This is a genomic window from Colwellia sp. MT41 (genome assembly GCF_001444365.1).
Classification (GTDB): domain Bacteria; phylum Pseudomonadota; class Gammaproteobacteria; order Enterobacterales; family Alteromonadaceae; genus Colwellia; species Colwellia marinimaniae.
Map to the genome: position 1 here is coordinate 2,222,562 of NZ_CP013145.1, position 15,528 is coordinate 2,238,089.

Below are 15,528 nucleotides of genomic sequence, written 5' to 3' on the forward strand. Positions count from 1 at the left end.
AACGGCATGGTTAACATGCCGTTTATTATCTAATTTTTTAGTTAGCTTTGCAATTTATGCTACAGAAAGATTAACTCTTTCACGTAACTCTTTGCCTGGCTTAAAGTGAGGAACGTATTTCCCGCTTAACTCAACCGATTCACCGGTCTTTGGATTTCTTCCAACTCTAGGTGCGCGATAATGCAATGAAAAACTCCCAAAACCTCGAATTTCAATGCGCTCACCTTTTGATAAAGATTGTGCCATTAATTCTAAGATTTCTTTGATTGATTTTTCCACGTCTTTAGCGGATAAATGACTTAATTTATCGGATAATTTTTCAATAAGTTCTGACTTAGTCATGCTCGACCTCTCAGTATTTACCTAGCACCGCGCAACTTTACTTATCGTATAAAGTTGGCTCCGCCGATGGCGTTTAAAATAAGAAAAGAGTATCACCACAATAGTGATAAATACTCTTTTCACTTGCTGTAATAATTACAGCACCATTGCAAAGTAAAACTAATTCCGTTTAAGGAATATTAGTTTTTAGCGTTTTTAAACGCTGCAGCCATAGCACTTAAACCACTTTCTTCAACTTGGTTTAGGTTATCCATTGCTTCACGTTCGTCAGCTTGATCTTTTGCTTTGATAGATAAGCTAATAGTACGATTCTTACGATCCACACCCATAAACTTAGCTTCAACGTCGTCACCAACTTTAATTACTGTAGAGGCATCTTCGATACGGTCTACAGAAATGTCGCTAACACGTAGGTAACCAACAACACTTTCAGCTAACTCAATAGTTGCGCCTTTAGCATCAACTTCAATTACCTTACCAGTAACAATAGCACCTTTTTTCTTATCTGTCAGATACATATTGAACGGGTCGTCTTCAGCTTGTTTAACGCCTAACGAGATACGCTCACGTTCTGGGTCAACTTGTAAAACGATAGCGTCGATTTCATCACCTTTCTTATAATCACGAACGGCTTCTTCACCACCAGCCCATGAAATATCAGATAAGTGAACTAAACCATCAATGCCGCCGTCAAGACCGATGAAGATACCAAAGTCAGTGATTGACTTGATTTTACCTGAAACTTTATCACCTTTGTTGAAGTTTTTAGCAAACTCTTCCCAAGGGTTAGCAATACACTGTTTAAGACCTAGAGAAATACGACGACGTTCTTCGTCAATTTCTAATACTAGCACTTCAACTGTGTCACCTAAGCTAACAACTTTAGATGGGTGGATATTTTTGTTAGTCCAATCCATTTCAGAAACGTGAACTAAACCTTCAACGCCTTCTTGGATTTCAACAAAACAACCGTAGTCAGTTAAGTTAGTTACGCGACCAGAAAGTTTAGAACCTTCTGGGTAACGGTTAGCAATTGCTACCCATGGATCTTCGCCTAACTGCTTCATACCTAGAGATACACGAGTACGCTCACGGTCAAATTTCAATACTTTAACTTGAATTTCATCGCCAACATTTACGATTTCACTTGGGTGTTTAACACGTTTCCAAGCCATATCTGTGATATGTAATAAACCATCAATGCCGCCTAAATCAACGAATGCACCGTAGTCAGTAAGGTTCTTAACGATACCTTTAACTTCTTGGCCTTCCGCTAATGATTCAAGTAATTCATCACGTTCTGCACTGCCTTCAGCTTCAATAACAGCACGACGTGAAACAACTACGTTATTACGCTTTTGATCAAGCTTAATAACTTTGAATTCTAATTCTTTACCTTCAAGGTGAGCAGTGTCACGTACTGGACGAACATCTACTAATGAACCTGGTAAGAAAGCACGAATGTTGCTAACTTCAACAGTGAAACCACCTTTAACTTTACCGTTGATAACACCGATAACAGTTTCTTTTTCTTCGTATGCTTTTTCAAGCACTTGCCATGCTTCGTGACGTTTCGCTTTTTCACGAGAAAGAATCGTTTCACCGAAACCATCATCAGTTGCATCTAGGGCTACGTCAATTTCATCACCAACAACTACTTCAAGTTCACCAGCAGCGTTTTTAAATTGATCAATTGAGATAACACTCTCAGATTTAAGGCCAGCATCAACAATAACATTGTCTTTGTTAATGGCTACGATTGTACCCTTGATAATTGAACCAGGGCGTGTTTCGATTTCTTTTAAACTTTCTTCAAAAAGTTCTGCAAAATTTTCCATCATAACTTGTAATAACTCAGCTATTAATCCAGTCAACGTCAATGTTTCATGGGGTGGTTAAGTATGCCCAGTGCATCCATACAGTAGGCTTTCAAATAAAAGTTCTTTAATGCTAGCAGGTATTAATGATTAAGCTAGCTTAAAGCTGGTTGTTTTACGTTAACTTGCCATTGGCAAACGACAGAATTTTATTGACCACTTCCGTAATGGAAATATCAGTAGAATCAATCATTAACGCACCCTCTGCTGGGATAAGCGGCGCCACCTTACGGTTTTGATCTCGCTCATCTCGTTGACGTATGTCATCCAAAAGGCGGCCGATTTTAACATCAAAGCCCTTTTCTTTCAACTGATTAAAACGTCTTTGTGCGCGCTCTTCTGCACTGGCCGTTAGAAATATTTTAACTTCTGCTTGCGGAAAAACGACTGTGCCCATATCACGACCATCAGCAACCAGCCCTGGACTCACGCTAAAAGCACGTTGTCTGCGTAATAATGCTTCTCGAACACGAGGAAAGGCCGCCACTTGTGAAGCTAACTCACCGATTTCTTCGGTACGAATAATATCGGTAACATTCTCGCCTTCTAAAATAACGGTTCCTTCACCTTGATTATTAATTTCAAATTGCACATCTAAGTGGGCAGCCATAGGGATAAGCGGCTCTTCATCATCTAAGGAGAGTTGATGATGCTGAATTGCCACCGCTAAGACACGGTAAATAGCACCACTATCGAGCAGATGCCAACCCAATTGATCCGCTACTATCCGAGCAACGGTCCCCTTACCTGCACCACTTGGACCATCAATGGTAATAATGGGGAATTTTTCATTCATATAGTTTTCCTTTCTTTACGCCACAGTACGTTATTCATTTTAAAGCATTATAAACAATTTAACGCGACAACACTCTGTTGTTTTGTAACATTATCACCCAACTTACGCTTGAGTAATGGATAAACCTACTTCATTTGCTAAACTAACAAAATTAGGAAAAGAGGTGGCTACATTATCACAATCTAAAATAGTAATACTACCGGTTGCTCTTAATGAACTAATAGCAAATGACATGGCGATTCGGTGATCATCATGACTATGAATAGTACCTGAGCCGATTTCCCCACCGGTAATGTCAATACCATCGTCAAAAACAGTACACTCTATACCAAGTTCAACAAGGCCGTCAGCCATCGCCTGGATACGATCACTTTCTTTTACTCTTAACTCTTCTGCGCCGCGTAATCTCGTTGTACCATTAGCACAGGCTGCGGCAATAAATATTGCTGGAAATTCATCGATAGCGAGCGGCACATCACGTTCACTAATATCTATGCCCTGTAATTGCGATGCTTTAACAACAATATCAGCAACGGGCTCACCACCAGCCATGCGTTCATTGATAATGGTTAAATCACCTTGCATTGCTTTTAAAATATTTATAGCACCGATGCGGGTTGGGTTCATGCCTACATTACGAATCGTCAGTTGCCCTGACTTAGCAATTAAGCCAGCAACCATAAAAAAGGTAGCCGAAGAAATATCACCCGGTATTTGAATATCACAAGCGGTCAATTCATGGCCACCTTCAATAGAAATACGTGTTTTTTGTTCGTCTCCGTCGATATTTTTCTCAACAGTAACAGGGTAACCAAAAGCGGTTAACATACGTTCAGTATGATCACGAGTAATGCCAGGTTCAATAACGCTAGTAACACCTTCTGCATACATGCCAGCTAAAATAACGCAAGACTTCACCTGAGCGCTAGCCATAGGCAATATATAATCGATAGCTTTGAGCTTTTGATTTTCTGCAAGTCCCTGACAAACAACCGGTGGTGTGCCATCTTCACGTGCACTTATATTAGCAGCCATTAATTGTAATGGCTCAACGACACGTGCCATAGGTCTTTTATTTAACGATACATCACCGGCCATAGAAGAACTAAACTGCTGTCCAGCTAGGATGCCCGAAAGCAAACGAATAGAGGTACCTGAGTTGCCAATATCAAGCTGTTCTTTCGGCTGTGATAAACCATGTAAACCTTTACCGTGAACAGTCACATTATGATCGCTATCTGGCCCTTCAATTTCTATGCCCATCGCTTTAAAGCAATTCATAGTCGCTAAACAGTCTTGACCCGGTAAAAAGCCTTTAATATGGGTAGTACCATTGGCTAATGAACCAAACATGATTGAGCGATGAGAAACTGATTTATCGCCAGGTACTATAATATCACCTGAAACGCTATGACCAGGGCGAGTAGTAAAGGTTAACGCCTTTTTTGCTTGAGACATGGATATTCCAACTATTAATAATATTGTTCTAGAAAGTGTTAAAAATAATTTTTCTTTGTTTTATTGTTAAGTAAGAGCCACTAACTTTTATTTTCTTGCTCAAACTTTGCCATAAAGGCAACAAGGGCTTGCACACCTGCCAGTGGCATGGCGTTATAAATGCTTGCCCGCATACCGCCAACCATTCTATGGCCTTCTAGCGCCATTAAACCCGCAGCTTCAGATTCACTTAAAAACTTATCATTTAAGCTGTCATCTTTTAGCCAAAAAGGAATATTCATCTTACTACGATACTGGCTTTCTATGTGATTAAGGTAGAAGTCACTTTTATCGATAGCTTGATACAATAGCTCAGCTTTAACTTTATTTACTTTAGCCATTGCCTTTACCCCGCCTAACTCTTTGAGCCACTGAAAGACCAGACCGGCAAGATACCAAGCATACGTTGGCGGCGTGTTATACATAGAATTATGATCGGCAGATGTTTTATAATTCATAATACATGGCGTTGCTATTTGTGCATGACCAAGTAAATCTTCTCGAATAATAACAATGGTTAAACCAGATGGACCAATGTTTTTTTGTGCCCCTGCGTAAATTAAACCAAACTTACTGACATCCACTTCATGGGATAAAATAGTTGATGACATATCAGCGACTAAAGGCACACCATGTGTTTCTGGAATAGTATTAATTTCAAGACCATTAACGGTTTCATTGGGACAGTAATGGACATAAGCGGCATCGGGGTTAAGTGGCCAGTCTGAACTGGCTAAAAGGCTCAAGCTGATATCATTGTCTTGGTTGATATTAATGGTATTAATGTCACCAAAGTTTTTGGCTTCAACCGCCGCCGCTTTTGACCAAGAGCCTGAGACAATGTAATCCGCAGACTTACCCTGAGGTAACAAGTTAAGTGGTACCGCAGAAAATTGTCCTCGTCCACCACCATGGCAAAACAATACTTGGTAATTATCAGGAATAGACATCAACTCACGCAAGTCTGCTTCTGCTTTTTTAGCCATAGCGATATAAATATCACTACGGTGACTGAGTTCCATCACAGAGCATCCTGTGTCTTGCCAATTAACAAATTCTTGCTGTGCTTTTGCCATTACCGCTGTCGGTAACATGGCCGGTCCAGCACAAAAATTAAAAACTTTAGACATTATCATTCCTAATCATGTTAACTATGCCCGTTAAAGTCACTTTAAACCCCATCGAAGAAGCGTTTGAGCAACATCACTTCATCGTTGCTGTAACTTATAATGGCACAACCATTATTTCATCACTACACCTTGAATTGAAATGACTTAAGCACTCTGAAACATGCATCTTGAATGGTAACGGGTATGGTATCTTAAATATTATTTTTTATTAATAAAATCACATTAAAAAAGGCGGTTATTAGCCGCCCTTGTCATTGTTACTACGACAATTACTCTTGTTTGTCGTCTTGTTTTTCGTCTTGTGTGCTATCTGCACTATCCTGCTGAGCGCTATGCTCTGGACTGTTTTCAGAATTGGGCTCGGCACTCGTTTCGACTATCTCGTCACCCTCAGCAACTTCTTCAACGTGTTCGGGCTCCTCAATTTCATCAATACGTTGTAGTGCAACCACATGCTCATTCTCTGCTGTACGAATCAGACGTACCCCTTGAGTATTGCGGCCGATAACGCTCACTTCATTAACGCGGGTACGAACTAGAGTACCATTGTCAGTAATTAGCATAATTTCATCAAGTTCTTCAACTTGCACTGCGCCAACAACTTTACCATTACGTTCGCTGACTTTAATAGAAACAACACCTTTCGTCGCTCTACTTTTCGCTGGATATTCTGCTAATTCAGTACGCTTACCAAAACCATTTTCGGTAATGGTTAGAATGGCACCATTATTTTTAGGCACAATAAGCGAAACAACTTTTTGATCACCGTCAAGTCGAATACCACGAACACCTGTACCGGTACGACCAATGGAGCGTAAGGCTAGTATTTCTTCGCCAGTTTCAGGATCAATTTTAACTGCACCTGTTTCACTATCACGAGCTTTCTCATTGAAACGCACCACTTTACCTGCATCAGAGAAAAGCATTATATCGCTTTCACCGTTAGTAATATCAACACCAATTAAGGTATCGTCATCACGCAAGTTCAAAGCAATGATGCCATTGGCACGTTGATTTGAATAAGCCTTCAATGGTGTTTTCTTAACGGTGCCCGAAGCAGTGGCCATAATGATAAATTTATCATCTTCATATTCACGCACGGGTAAAATAGCAGTAATACGTTCATTACTTTCTAATGGTAAGATGTTTACAATCGGTCTACCTCTGGCAGTACGGCTTGCTAACGGTAATTGGTAAACTTTCAACCAATATAATTTACCACGATTTGAGAAACATAAGATGGTGTCATGGGTATTCGCCACTAATAAACGTTCGATGAAGTCTTCTTCCTTCATCTTAGTTGCCGCTTTGCCTTTACCACCACGACGCTGAGCTTCGTAATCACTTAATATTTGGTACTTAACATAACCTTCGTGAGATAAGGTCACGACAACATCTTCTTCAGTGATTAAATCTTCTAACGATAAATCATGGGAAGCGTCAGTGATTTCAGTCCGACGTTCATCGCCAAATTCTTCACGAATAGCAATAAGCTCTTCACAAATAATTTCCATTAAACGTGATGGCGTAGTCAAAATATGCAGTAATTGCGCAATTAGCTCTAATAGCGATTTGTACTCGCTTAAAATCTTTTCGTGTTCCATGCCCGACAATTTATATAACTGCAAGTCCACGATGGCTTTTGCTTGTTCTGCGGTCAAATAATATAAACCATCACGAATACCGTATTCTGCTTCTAACCACTCAGGGCGTGCGGCATCATTGCCTGACGCGCTAAGCATATCGGCAACAGCACCTAATGCCCAACCTTGGGCAATCAGTTTTTCTTCGGAATCTTTTCTATTGCTTGAATTTTTAATTAATTCAATGATCGGGTCAATATTTATTAAGGCAATCGATAAGCCTTCTAAGATATGAGCACGTTCGCGTGCTTTCTTTAATTCAAAAATTGTTCTACGAGTAACCACTTCACGGCGATGTAAAACAAACTCTTCAAGCATCTCTTTAATGTTAAATAATTTTGGTTGACCGTTAGTTAACGCCACCATATTAAAACCAAAAGAGACCTGCATCTGTGTGAGTTTAAATAAGTTATTTAAAACAACTTCACCGACTTCGCCACGTTTGATTTCGATAACCATGCGCATGCCGTCTTTATCCGACTCATCACGCAAAGCTGAAACACCTTCAAGACGTTTATCTTTCACTAGCTCGGCCATTTTTTCAATGAGACGTGCTTTATTTACTTGATACGGTAATTCATGGACAATAATGGTTTCTTTACCCGTAGTTTCGTGCACTTCAATGCTGGCGCGAGCACGAATCTTTATTTTACCACGACCCGTACGATAGGCTTCTTCGATACCCGCACGGCCACTGATAATACCTGCTGTTGGAAAGTCAGGTCCTGGGATGATTTCTAATAACTGTTCAAATGATATTTCACTGTTTTCAATAAGCGCTAAACAGCCATTGATGACTTCAGTCAAGTTATGTGGCGGGATATTGGTTGCCATACCTACCGCAATACCACTACTACCATTGACTAACAAGTTAGGCACACGCGTTGGCATAACCACGGGGATAAATTCAGTGCCATCATAGTTAGGCACAAAATCAACGGTTTCTTTCTCTAAATCAGCTAAAATAGAATGGGCAATTTTAGACATACGGATTTCGGTATAACGCATTGCCGCGGCACTATCACCATCAACAGAACCAAAGTTACCCTGCCCGTCTATCAGCATGTAACGTAATGAGAATGGTTGCGCCATACGAACGATGGTATCGTAAACAGCCGTATCACCATGGGGGTGATACTTACCAATAACATCACCAACCACACGGGCTGATTTCTTATACGCTTTGTTCCAATCATTACCTAAGACATCCATGGCGAATAAGACGCGGCGATGTACAGGTTTTAAGCCATCACGAACATCAGGCAATGCACGCCCAACTATTACGCTCATGGCATAATCTAAATAGGAGGTTTTTAGTTCATCTTCAATATTAACTTGAACTATTTGTTTGGCCAGATCGGACATAAATCGATGGTATCCCTTAACTAATTCTTTTGCTTAACAAAACATCTAATATAGCGAGGCTAATTATTAGCGTCTTGAAAAACGCTATTTTAAAGATTTTATTGTTATCTAATAGACACTAACAATAGTAATCAACGCAGCATACTAGCATAAAAATGTTTGATGCCATACCGCTTTATTTAAAGCATTTTTAAGGGGTTATAATCAGTTTAAAAAAACAACAAAATAGCCTTGATTTGATCTATACCCTTTGTTTCAAAATAACTTTGGTTTAGAATAAAATAATGAAAAGTTAACTTGAAGCTTAAAATACTATGTCAACCAAACCGCTTAACGTAAATGAAGATGAAATTGCAAAATTTAATAAAATTGCCAGTCAATGGTGGGATTTAAATGGAGACTTTAAACCCTTACATCAAATCAACCCATTAAGAGTACAATTTATATGTCAACATATTGCCTGGCTAGATAACGACACTCAAGCAAATAATGGCTTGTATGATAAGCAAGTCATCGATGTAGGCTGCGGAGGTGGCATCTTATCTGAATCATTAACAAAGTTAGGTGCTAAAGTCACCGGGATAGATATGGGCATGGAACCCTTAAATGTTGCTAAATTACATGCACTAGAAACCAGTTTATCCATAGATTATCAGAAGATTACCGCAGAAGAAAAGGCGCTAGCATGTAGTGAAACGTTTGATGTGGTTACCTGTATGGAAATGCTTGAACATGTGCCTGACCCTGCTTCCGTGGTGCAAGCGTGTGCGACATTAGTCAAACCGGGTGGTTTGGTGTTCTTTTCAACGCTAAATAAGGGTATTAAGTCATATTTACTGGCCATAGTTGCCGCAGAAAAAATCTTAAAAATTGTTCCCGACGGTACCCATGACCATGATAAATTCATTCGCCCTTCACAACTCATTAGCTGGGCAGCATTACATGGCTTAAAGTGTATTGATGCCAGTGGCATTCACTACAATCCGTTAACGGGCAATCACAAACTGATAGACTCTCTTGATGTTAATTATATTATCTGTTGTCGTAAGCTTTGATAGCAAGCGATAGACCTAGCTAAATTAAAGAATGCTAGTGCTTAGCGTAAGGAATAAGAGTGTTGTATTAATAGCCAAGTTGTTTAAACATTAATCTGCTGTTGCCATTAATTCATAAGTCATTGTTATTAATACACATTAAATCCGTTATACTAAATCATTATAGCGAGCAGATATTTTTACTAAAAATAATTTATGAAATTGAGTGCAGACTAAAATAACTAAAATAATCGTTGCTTTTGGTAAATTCCAAAATGAAATAGTCTTGCTAGGTTAGTCAACACTAACCCTGGTTTTTTGGAAATAAAAATGGCAACGATGAACGTGTTTTATCACTTGCAAAACAGCTCAAACCCCATTATCTTGTGTTTGAAATTATAAAAAACCCTAGATATTGTGCATTTGCTGCTCAGTCGTTATTTTAAAATACTTCGTTTTTAGGCTGCTATTTGCTAAAACGAGTGTGGGATTTTTTATTAGGGAAGTTTTAGACCCTTTTTATTAGGGACGATAAATAAGCAATCACAATAATCTCTTTACAGGTACTTCATGAATAACAACCTCTTTGTAACCAAACGAAATGGCGAGAAAGAAGCCATTGACCTTGAAAAAATTCACCGTGTTATTGCTTGGGCCGCGGAAGGACTTGAAAAAGTCTCTGTTTCTCATGTAGAGCTCAAATCTCATATTCAATTTTATGATGGTATAAAGACTGAAGATATTCACGAAACCATTATAAAATCTGCCGCGGATCTTATTTCAGAAGAAACACCTGATTATCAATACCTTTCGGCAAGGTTAGCAGTATTTCATTTGCGTAAAAAAGCCTATGGTCAATTTGAACCGCCGGCGCTTTACACCCACGTTGTTAAAATGGTGCAAGCAGGGAAATATGATCAACACTTATTAACCGATTACACTCAAGATGACTTTGAGCATATGGAAAAGTTTTTAGATCATAGTCGTGATCTAGCCTTTAGTTATGCCGCGGTAAAACAGCTTGAAGGTAAATACTTAGTCCAAAACCGTGTTACCGGTGAAATTTACGAGAGCGCACAATTTCTTTATTTATTAGTTGCTGCCTGTTTATTTGCTAAATATCCAAGTGAAACACGTTTACAGTATGTAGAAAAATTCTATCATGCTATCTCAACCTTCAAAATTTCATTACCGACACCTATTATGGCTGGCGTACGCACACCTACCCGCCAATTTTCATCTTGTGTATTAATCGAATGTGGTGATAGTTTAGACTCAATTAATGCTACCTCTAGTGCCATTGTGAAATATGTTTCTCAACGTGCTGGTATTGGTGTTAATGCGGGAAGAATTCGTGCCTTAGGGAGCACTATACGAAACGGTGAAGCATTTCATACCGGTTGCATTCCCTTTTACAAACACTTTCAAACCGCAGTAAAAAGTTGTTCACAAGGTGGTGTCCGTGGCGGTGCTGCAACCCTCTTCTATCCCTTGTGGCATTTAGAAGTAGAAAGTTTACTGGTGTTAAAAAATAACCGTGGGGTCGAAGAAAACCGTGTTCGTCATTTAGACTATGGCGTGCAATTTAATAAAGTAATGTATCAACGCCTCATTAAAGGGGGGGTTATTACCTTATTTAGTCCCAGTGATGTACCTGGCCTTTACGATGCATTTTTTGAAGACCAAGAAAAATTCGAACAGCTTTATGTACAATATGAAAATGATGATTCTATCCGTAAAAAACGTATTAAAGCGATAGAGTTATTTACCTTGTTTGCTCAAGAACGTGCCAGCACTGGTCGTATCTACTTACAAAATGTCGACCACTGTAATACTCACAGTCCGTTCGATCCCAGCAAAGCCCCGATTCGTCAAAGTAACTTGTGTTTAGAAATTGCCTTACCGACTAAACCCATGAATGACATTAACGATGAAGAGGGTGAAGTGGCACTTTGTACACTGTCGGCATTTAACTTAGGCGCTATCGATTCATTAGATGAATTAGAGGGCTTAGCCGATCTAGCGGTTCGTGCCTTAGATAGTTTACTTGATTACCAAGACTACCCGCTTGCTGCCGCAAAAAGTGCCAGTATGGCACGCAGAACACTTGGTATAGGTGTTATCAATTATGCTTATTACCTCGCAAAAAACGGTCTTTATTATTCCAATGGTAGCGCGAATAATCTAACCCATCGTACGTTTGAAGCTATTCAGTTTTATTTATTAAAAGCGTCCAATGAATTAGCGAAAGAGCGAGGTGCTTGTCCTAAATTTGATGAAACTCGCTTAAGCCAAGGTATATTACCCATTGATACGTATAAAAAGACCATTGATGATATTACCAGTGAGCCATTACATTTAGATTGGGAAAGTTTACGAGCAAGCATTAAAAAATACGGTGTAAGAAACTCAACTGTTTCCGCGTTAATGCCCTCTGAAACGTCATCACAAATATCTAATGCGACCAATGGCATTGAACCACCACGTGGTTTAATCAGTATTAAAGCGAGTAAAGACGGGGTATTGAAACAAGTAGTGCCTGAGTATGAAAGACTTAAAGATAACTACGAGTTATTGTGGAATATTCCTAATAACCAAGGTTACTTGGAATTAGTAGGCATAATGCAAAAATTTGTCGACCAAGCTATTTCAGCCAATACTAATTACGACCCTGCTAAGTTTGAAGGTGGTAAAGTACCAGTAAAACAAATTCTAAAAGACATTTTAACCGCGTATAAACTAGGCATTAAAACCTTGTATTATCATAATACCCGAGATGGTGCTAGTGATAATATTGAGCTAGAAGATGATAGTTGTGCTGACGGCGCTTGTAAGATTTAATTTGTAATAAAAACTTACTCAGCTTACCATTTATACATAAAAAAGAGCCTAGTTAAATACTGGGCTCTCGTTACTACATCGGCCTAAGAGCAATAAGGCTAGTAGTACTCCAAAGGAATAAGATTCATGACGTATACCACGTTTAACCAAACTCCAAATAATGCGTTATTAGAGCCCATGTTTTTAGGCAATAACGTCAATATATCTCGTTATGATCAACAACGTTATATGGCTTTTGAGAAATTAATTGAAAAACAACTTTCATTTTTTTGGCGCCCTGAAGAAGTTGATGTCTCTAAAGACAGAGCCGACTGGCAGGGCTTAACCGACTCTGAAAAACATATTTTCATTTCTAATTTAAAGTACCAAATATTATTAGACTCAATGGCAGCACGCTCTGTTAATGCCGTGTTTTTGCCGTTAGTTTCTTTACCTGAAGTAGAAACCTGGGTGGAAACGTGGGCCTTCAGTGAGACAATTCACTCTCGCTCTTATACTCATATTTTACGAAACTTATTCACCAACCCCAGTGAAGTATTCGATGACATCATTGTTAACCCAGCAATTTTAAAACGCGCAACTAGCATTGCTAAGTATTTTGATGATGTCATTTTGACCACTCAGTTATTACAATCTCAAGGTGAAGGTAGTTATGAGGTTGAGGGGAAAACAATTGAAGTTAGCACTCGAAAGTTAAAAGAACGTTTATACTTAGCCGTGTGCTCTCTTAATGCCTTAGAAGCTGTTCGCTTTTACGTTAGTTTTGCTTGTTCTTTTGCTTTTGCAGAGCGTGAGTTGCTTGAAGGCAATGCTAAAATCATTAAATTGATAGCCCGCGATGAAGCACTACATTTAACAGGTACTCAACATATTCTAAATAATTGGAAATCAGGAAACGATGATCCTGAAATGAAGATTATTTGTGAAGAGATGCGCGATGAGGGTTTGCAAATATTCTTAGAGGTGGTCGAACAAGAAAAAGAATGGGCACAATATTTGTTTAAAGATGGCTCAATGATTGGCCTTAACGCTGAAATACTGAACCAATATATCGAATATATTTCAAATCAACGCTTAACTGCCATTGGCTATGAGGCACCTTTCGATATAAAAAGTAACCCCTTACCTTGGATGAGTGCTTACCTTGTTAGTGATAACGTGCAGGTTGCTCCTCAAGAGACCGAAATATCGAGCTATTTAGTTGGTCAAGTTGACTCTTCTGTTGATGTTGCTGATTTTGACGGTTTTGACTTATAGAGATAAAATGATGGTGATACTAGCCTTAATTTAGGCTGGTTGCATGAATATGAAAGTAAAAAATACCAGTCAAAACATGAAGGACATCATCAAATTGCAGCCTAAAATTACCGTTCAGGGTAAAGTTGTTCCTTTTGAAAATAACGAACAAACTTTACTCGACTGTTTAGAGTCTGCCAACATCGAAGTACATTATCATTGCCGTGATGGCTTTTGTGGTGCATGTCGGGTAACTTTAGTTACCGGCGAAATTAACTATCCCTTAGGGGAACCCTTAGCTTTTGTCGGTGAAAATGAAATCTTACCCTGCTGCTGTGTTCCTGTCACCGATATTAGCCTAGCAATAGACGAGTAGCGCCTGTCTTGATAATGTCTAGTAAATGCCTAGCTAACATCCAAGTGTAATTCTATGCCCTTCATCACCCGGCTGAGCTCTGGAGAAAGCAGGGAAAACAAGCCATCAAAATCATCTTGCTGATTATCATTGATAGCGATATCTAGGGCTTTTGTTGCTTCAAACAAAGCCATAGCACCCACTGAACCAGCAACGCCTTTTAAGGTATGAGCTATATGTTTAGCGCTAGCAATATCTTGCTCTTGTATGGCACTTTGTAACTTCTGAGCATCAAGATGGTGATCTTGATAAAACATCACTAAAATTTCTTTAAATAAGTTTTCATCACCTAAGACATTATTAACGCCTACTTCAAAGTCAATACCATCATAATTAAGAACAATAGCATTGCCAACAGTGACGGATAAAACATTATCAGTAGCCATTAAGCTGGCTCTAATGGGATCATCGTCGATGTCGACCAGATTAGTCAGTGAGGCAACATCAATAACTTGATTACGGCCATTTTCTTTCGCAAAATATAGCGCACTATCCGCTTGTTTTAATAATTCATCAATGGTTAAGTAATCATCGTCAGCTAGGACTAGGCCAACACTGACAGTAATTTTTATTTCTGTCTTTTTACTATCCGCATGAGTGATGTTGATACTAAGCTGCTCAACTTGTTGCCGTAACCTCTCGCAAGCAATATAGGCATCGCCACTACTGGTATTAGGCAAACAGACAGCAAATTCTTCACCGCCAATTCGACCAACAATATCATAATCTCTAAATACCTCGGTCATGCTTTGACCAAAAGCGCGCAATACTTGATCGCCCGCATCATGACCGAAATTATCATTAACTTTTTTAAAAAAATCAATATCAAACATTGCTACGACTAATGGTTGCTCTGCTCTATTAGCTAAACTTATGGCTTTACTACTTAGTCCAAAAAAACTGCCACGATTATTCAAATTGGTAAGAAAGTCTGTTTTAGCTAAATATTCAAGTTGAGCGGTCTTTTCTTTTAATCTTATGGCAGTCCTAATGCGCGCAAGCAGCACTTTAGCGACATAAGGTTTGATCACATAATCCCCTGCGCCAAGCTCTAAAGAAGCAACCACTTCATCTTCATCTGTTGAGGCGGATAACATAATCACAGGAATTTGAGCACTTTTTGGTTGAGCTTTAATTTTTGCTAACGTTTCTAAGCCGGAAAGGCCCGGCATATACATATCGAGTAAAATAAGGTCTATTGCCAAGGTATCTAAAAAAACCAATGACTCTTCGCCACTATCACAGCTTGTGACCTGATAGCCGGCAGTACCAAGATCAAACTCTAATAGTAACTGAGTATCTTTGGCATCATCAACTACAAGTATTCTATATGCTTTATCTAAGATCATTTA

The 15,528-nt window shown here is 39.1% G+C and carries 11 protein-coding genes; 4 read left to right on the plus strand and 7 right to left on the minus strand.

Features of this window, described 5'->3' with window-relative positions:
• Positions 1 to 54 precede the first annotated feature (54 nt).
• The 6 genes from ihfB to gyrA all read right to left on the minus strand — a co-directional run bounded on the left by ihfB (position 55) and on the right by gyrA (position 8,650).
• Entirely contained in the window at positions 55 to 342 is a 288-nt protein-coding gene (ihfB, locus tag CMT41_RS09555; RefSeq protein ID WP_057181087.1) for an integration host factor subunit beta, read from the minus strand.
• Between the two features lie 179 nt (positions 343 to 521).
• Positions 522 to 2,183, minus strand: coding sequence for a 30S ribosomal protein S1 (rpsA, locus tag CMT41_RS09560; protein WP_057181336.1), 1,662 nt, complete (start codon positions 2,181 to 2,183; stop codon positions 522 to 524).
• 151 nt (positions 2,184 to 2,334) lie between these two features.
• A complete protein-coding gene (gene cmk / locus CMT41_RS09565) occupies positions 2,335 to 3,015 on the minus strand; it encodes a (d)CMP kinase (protein WP_057181088.1) in 681 nt (226 codons plus the stop codon).
• A gap of 102 nt (positions 3,016 to 3,117) precedes the next feature.
• Positions 3,118 to 4,473 (minus strand): 3-phosphoshikimate 1-carboxyvinyltransferase, encoded by a 1,356-nt coding sequence (aroA, locus tag CMT41_RS09570; RefSeq protein ID WP_057181089.1) that lies wholly within the window; start codon positions 4,471 to 4,473, stop codon positions 3,118 to 3,120.
• An 80-nt stretch (positions 4,474 to 4,553) separates the two neighbouring features.
• Positions 4,554 to 5,642, minus strand: coding sequence for a 3-phosphoserine/phosphohydroxythreonine transaminase (gene serC / locus CMT41_RS09575; RefSeq protein WP_058027136.1), 1,089 nt, complete (start codon positions 5,640 to 5,642; stop codon positions 4,554 to 4,556).
• A 269-nt stretch (positions 5,643 to 5,911) separates the two neighbouring features.
• Positions 5,912 to 8,650 carry a DNA topoisomerase (ATP-hydrolyzing) subunit A gene (gene gyrA, locus CMT41_RS09580; protein ID WP_058027137.1) on the minus strand — a complete coding sequence of 913 codons (2,739 nt, stop codon included), beginning with the start codon at positions 8,648 to 8,650 and terminating at the stop codon, positions 5,912 to 5,914.
• A gap of 314 nt (positions 8,651 to 8,964) precedes the next feature.
• On the opposite strand from gyrA, the gene ubiG reads away from it, so the two are divergent.
• From ubiG to yfaE, 4 genes are all read left to right on the plus strand, one after another.
• Positions 8,965 to 9,705, plus strand: a complete 741-nt coding sequence (ubiG, locus tag CMT41_RS09585; protein WP_057181092.1) for a bifunctional 2-polyprenyl-6-hydroxyphenol methylase/3-demethylubiquinol 3-O-methyltransferase UbiG — start codon at positions 8,965 to 8,967, stop codon at positions 9,703 to 9,705.
• 549 nt (positions 9,706 to 10,254) lie between these two features.
• On the plus strand, positions 10,255 to 12,525 hold the full coding sequence (nrdA, locus tag CMT41_RS09590; protein ID WP_058027138.1) for a class 1a ribonucleoside-diphosphate reductase subunit alpha: 2,271 nt from the start codon (positions 10,255 to 10,257) through the stop codon (positions 12,523 to 12,525).
• Between the two features lie 126 nt (positions 12,526 to 12,651).
• Positions 12,652 to 13,782 (plus strand): class Ia ribonucleoside-diphosphate reductase subunit beta, encoded by a 1,131-nt coding sequence (nrdB, locus tag CMT41_RS09595; protein WP_058027139.1) that lies wholly within the window; start codon positions 12,652 to 12,654, stop codon positions 13,780 to 13,782.
• Between the two features lie 43 nt (positions 13,783 to 13,825).
• Positions 13,826 to 14,137 (plus strand): class I ribonucleotide reductase maintenance protein YfaE, encoded by a 312-nt coding sequence (yfaE, locus tag CMT41_RS09600; protein ID WP_083494256.1) that lies wholly within the window; start codon positions 13,826 to 13,828, stop codon positions 14,135 to 14,137.
• 29 nt (positions 14,138 to 14,166) lie between these two features.
• Here yfaE and CMT41_RS09605 read toward each other — a convergent pair whose 3' ends face one another.
• The gene (locus CMT41_RS09605; protein WP_057181095.1) at positions 14,167 to 15,525 is read right to left on the minus strand and encodes a diguanylate cyclase; all 1,359 of its coding nucleotides are present in this window, start codon (positions 15,523 to 15,525) and stop codon (positions 14,167 to 14,169) included.
• Positions 15,526 to 15,528: the final 3 nt, after the last annotated feature.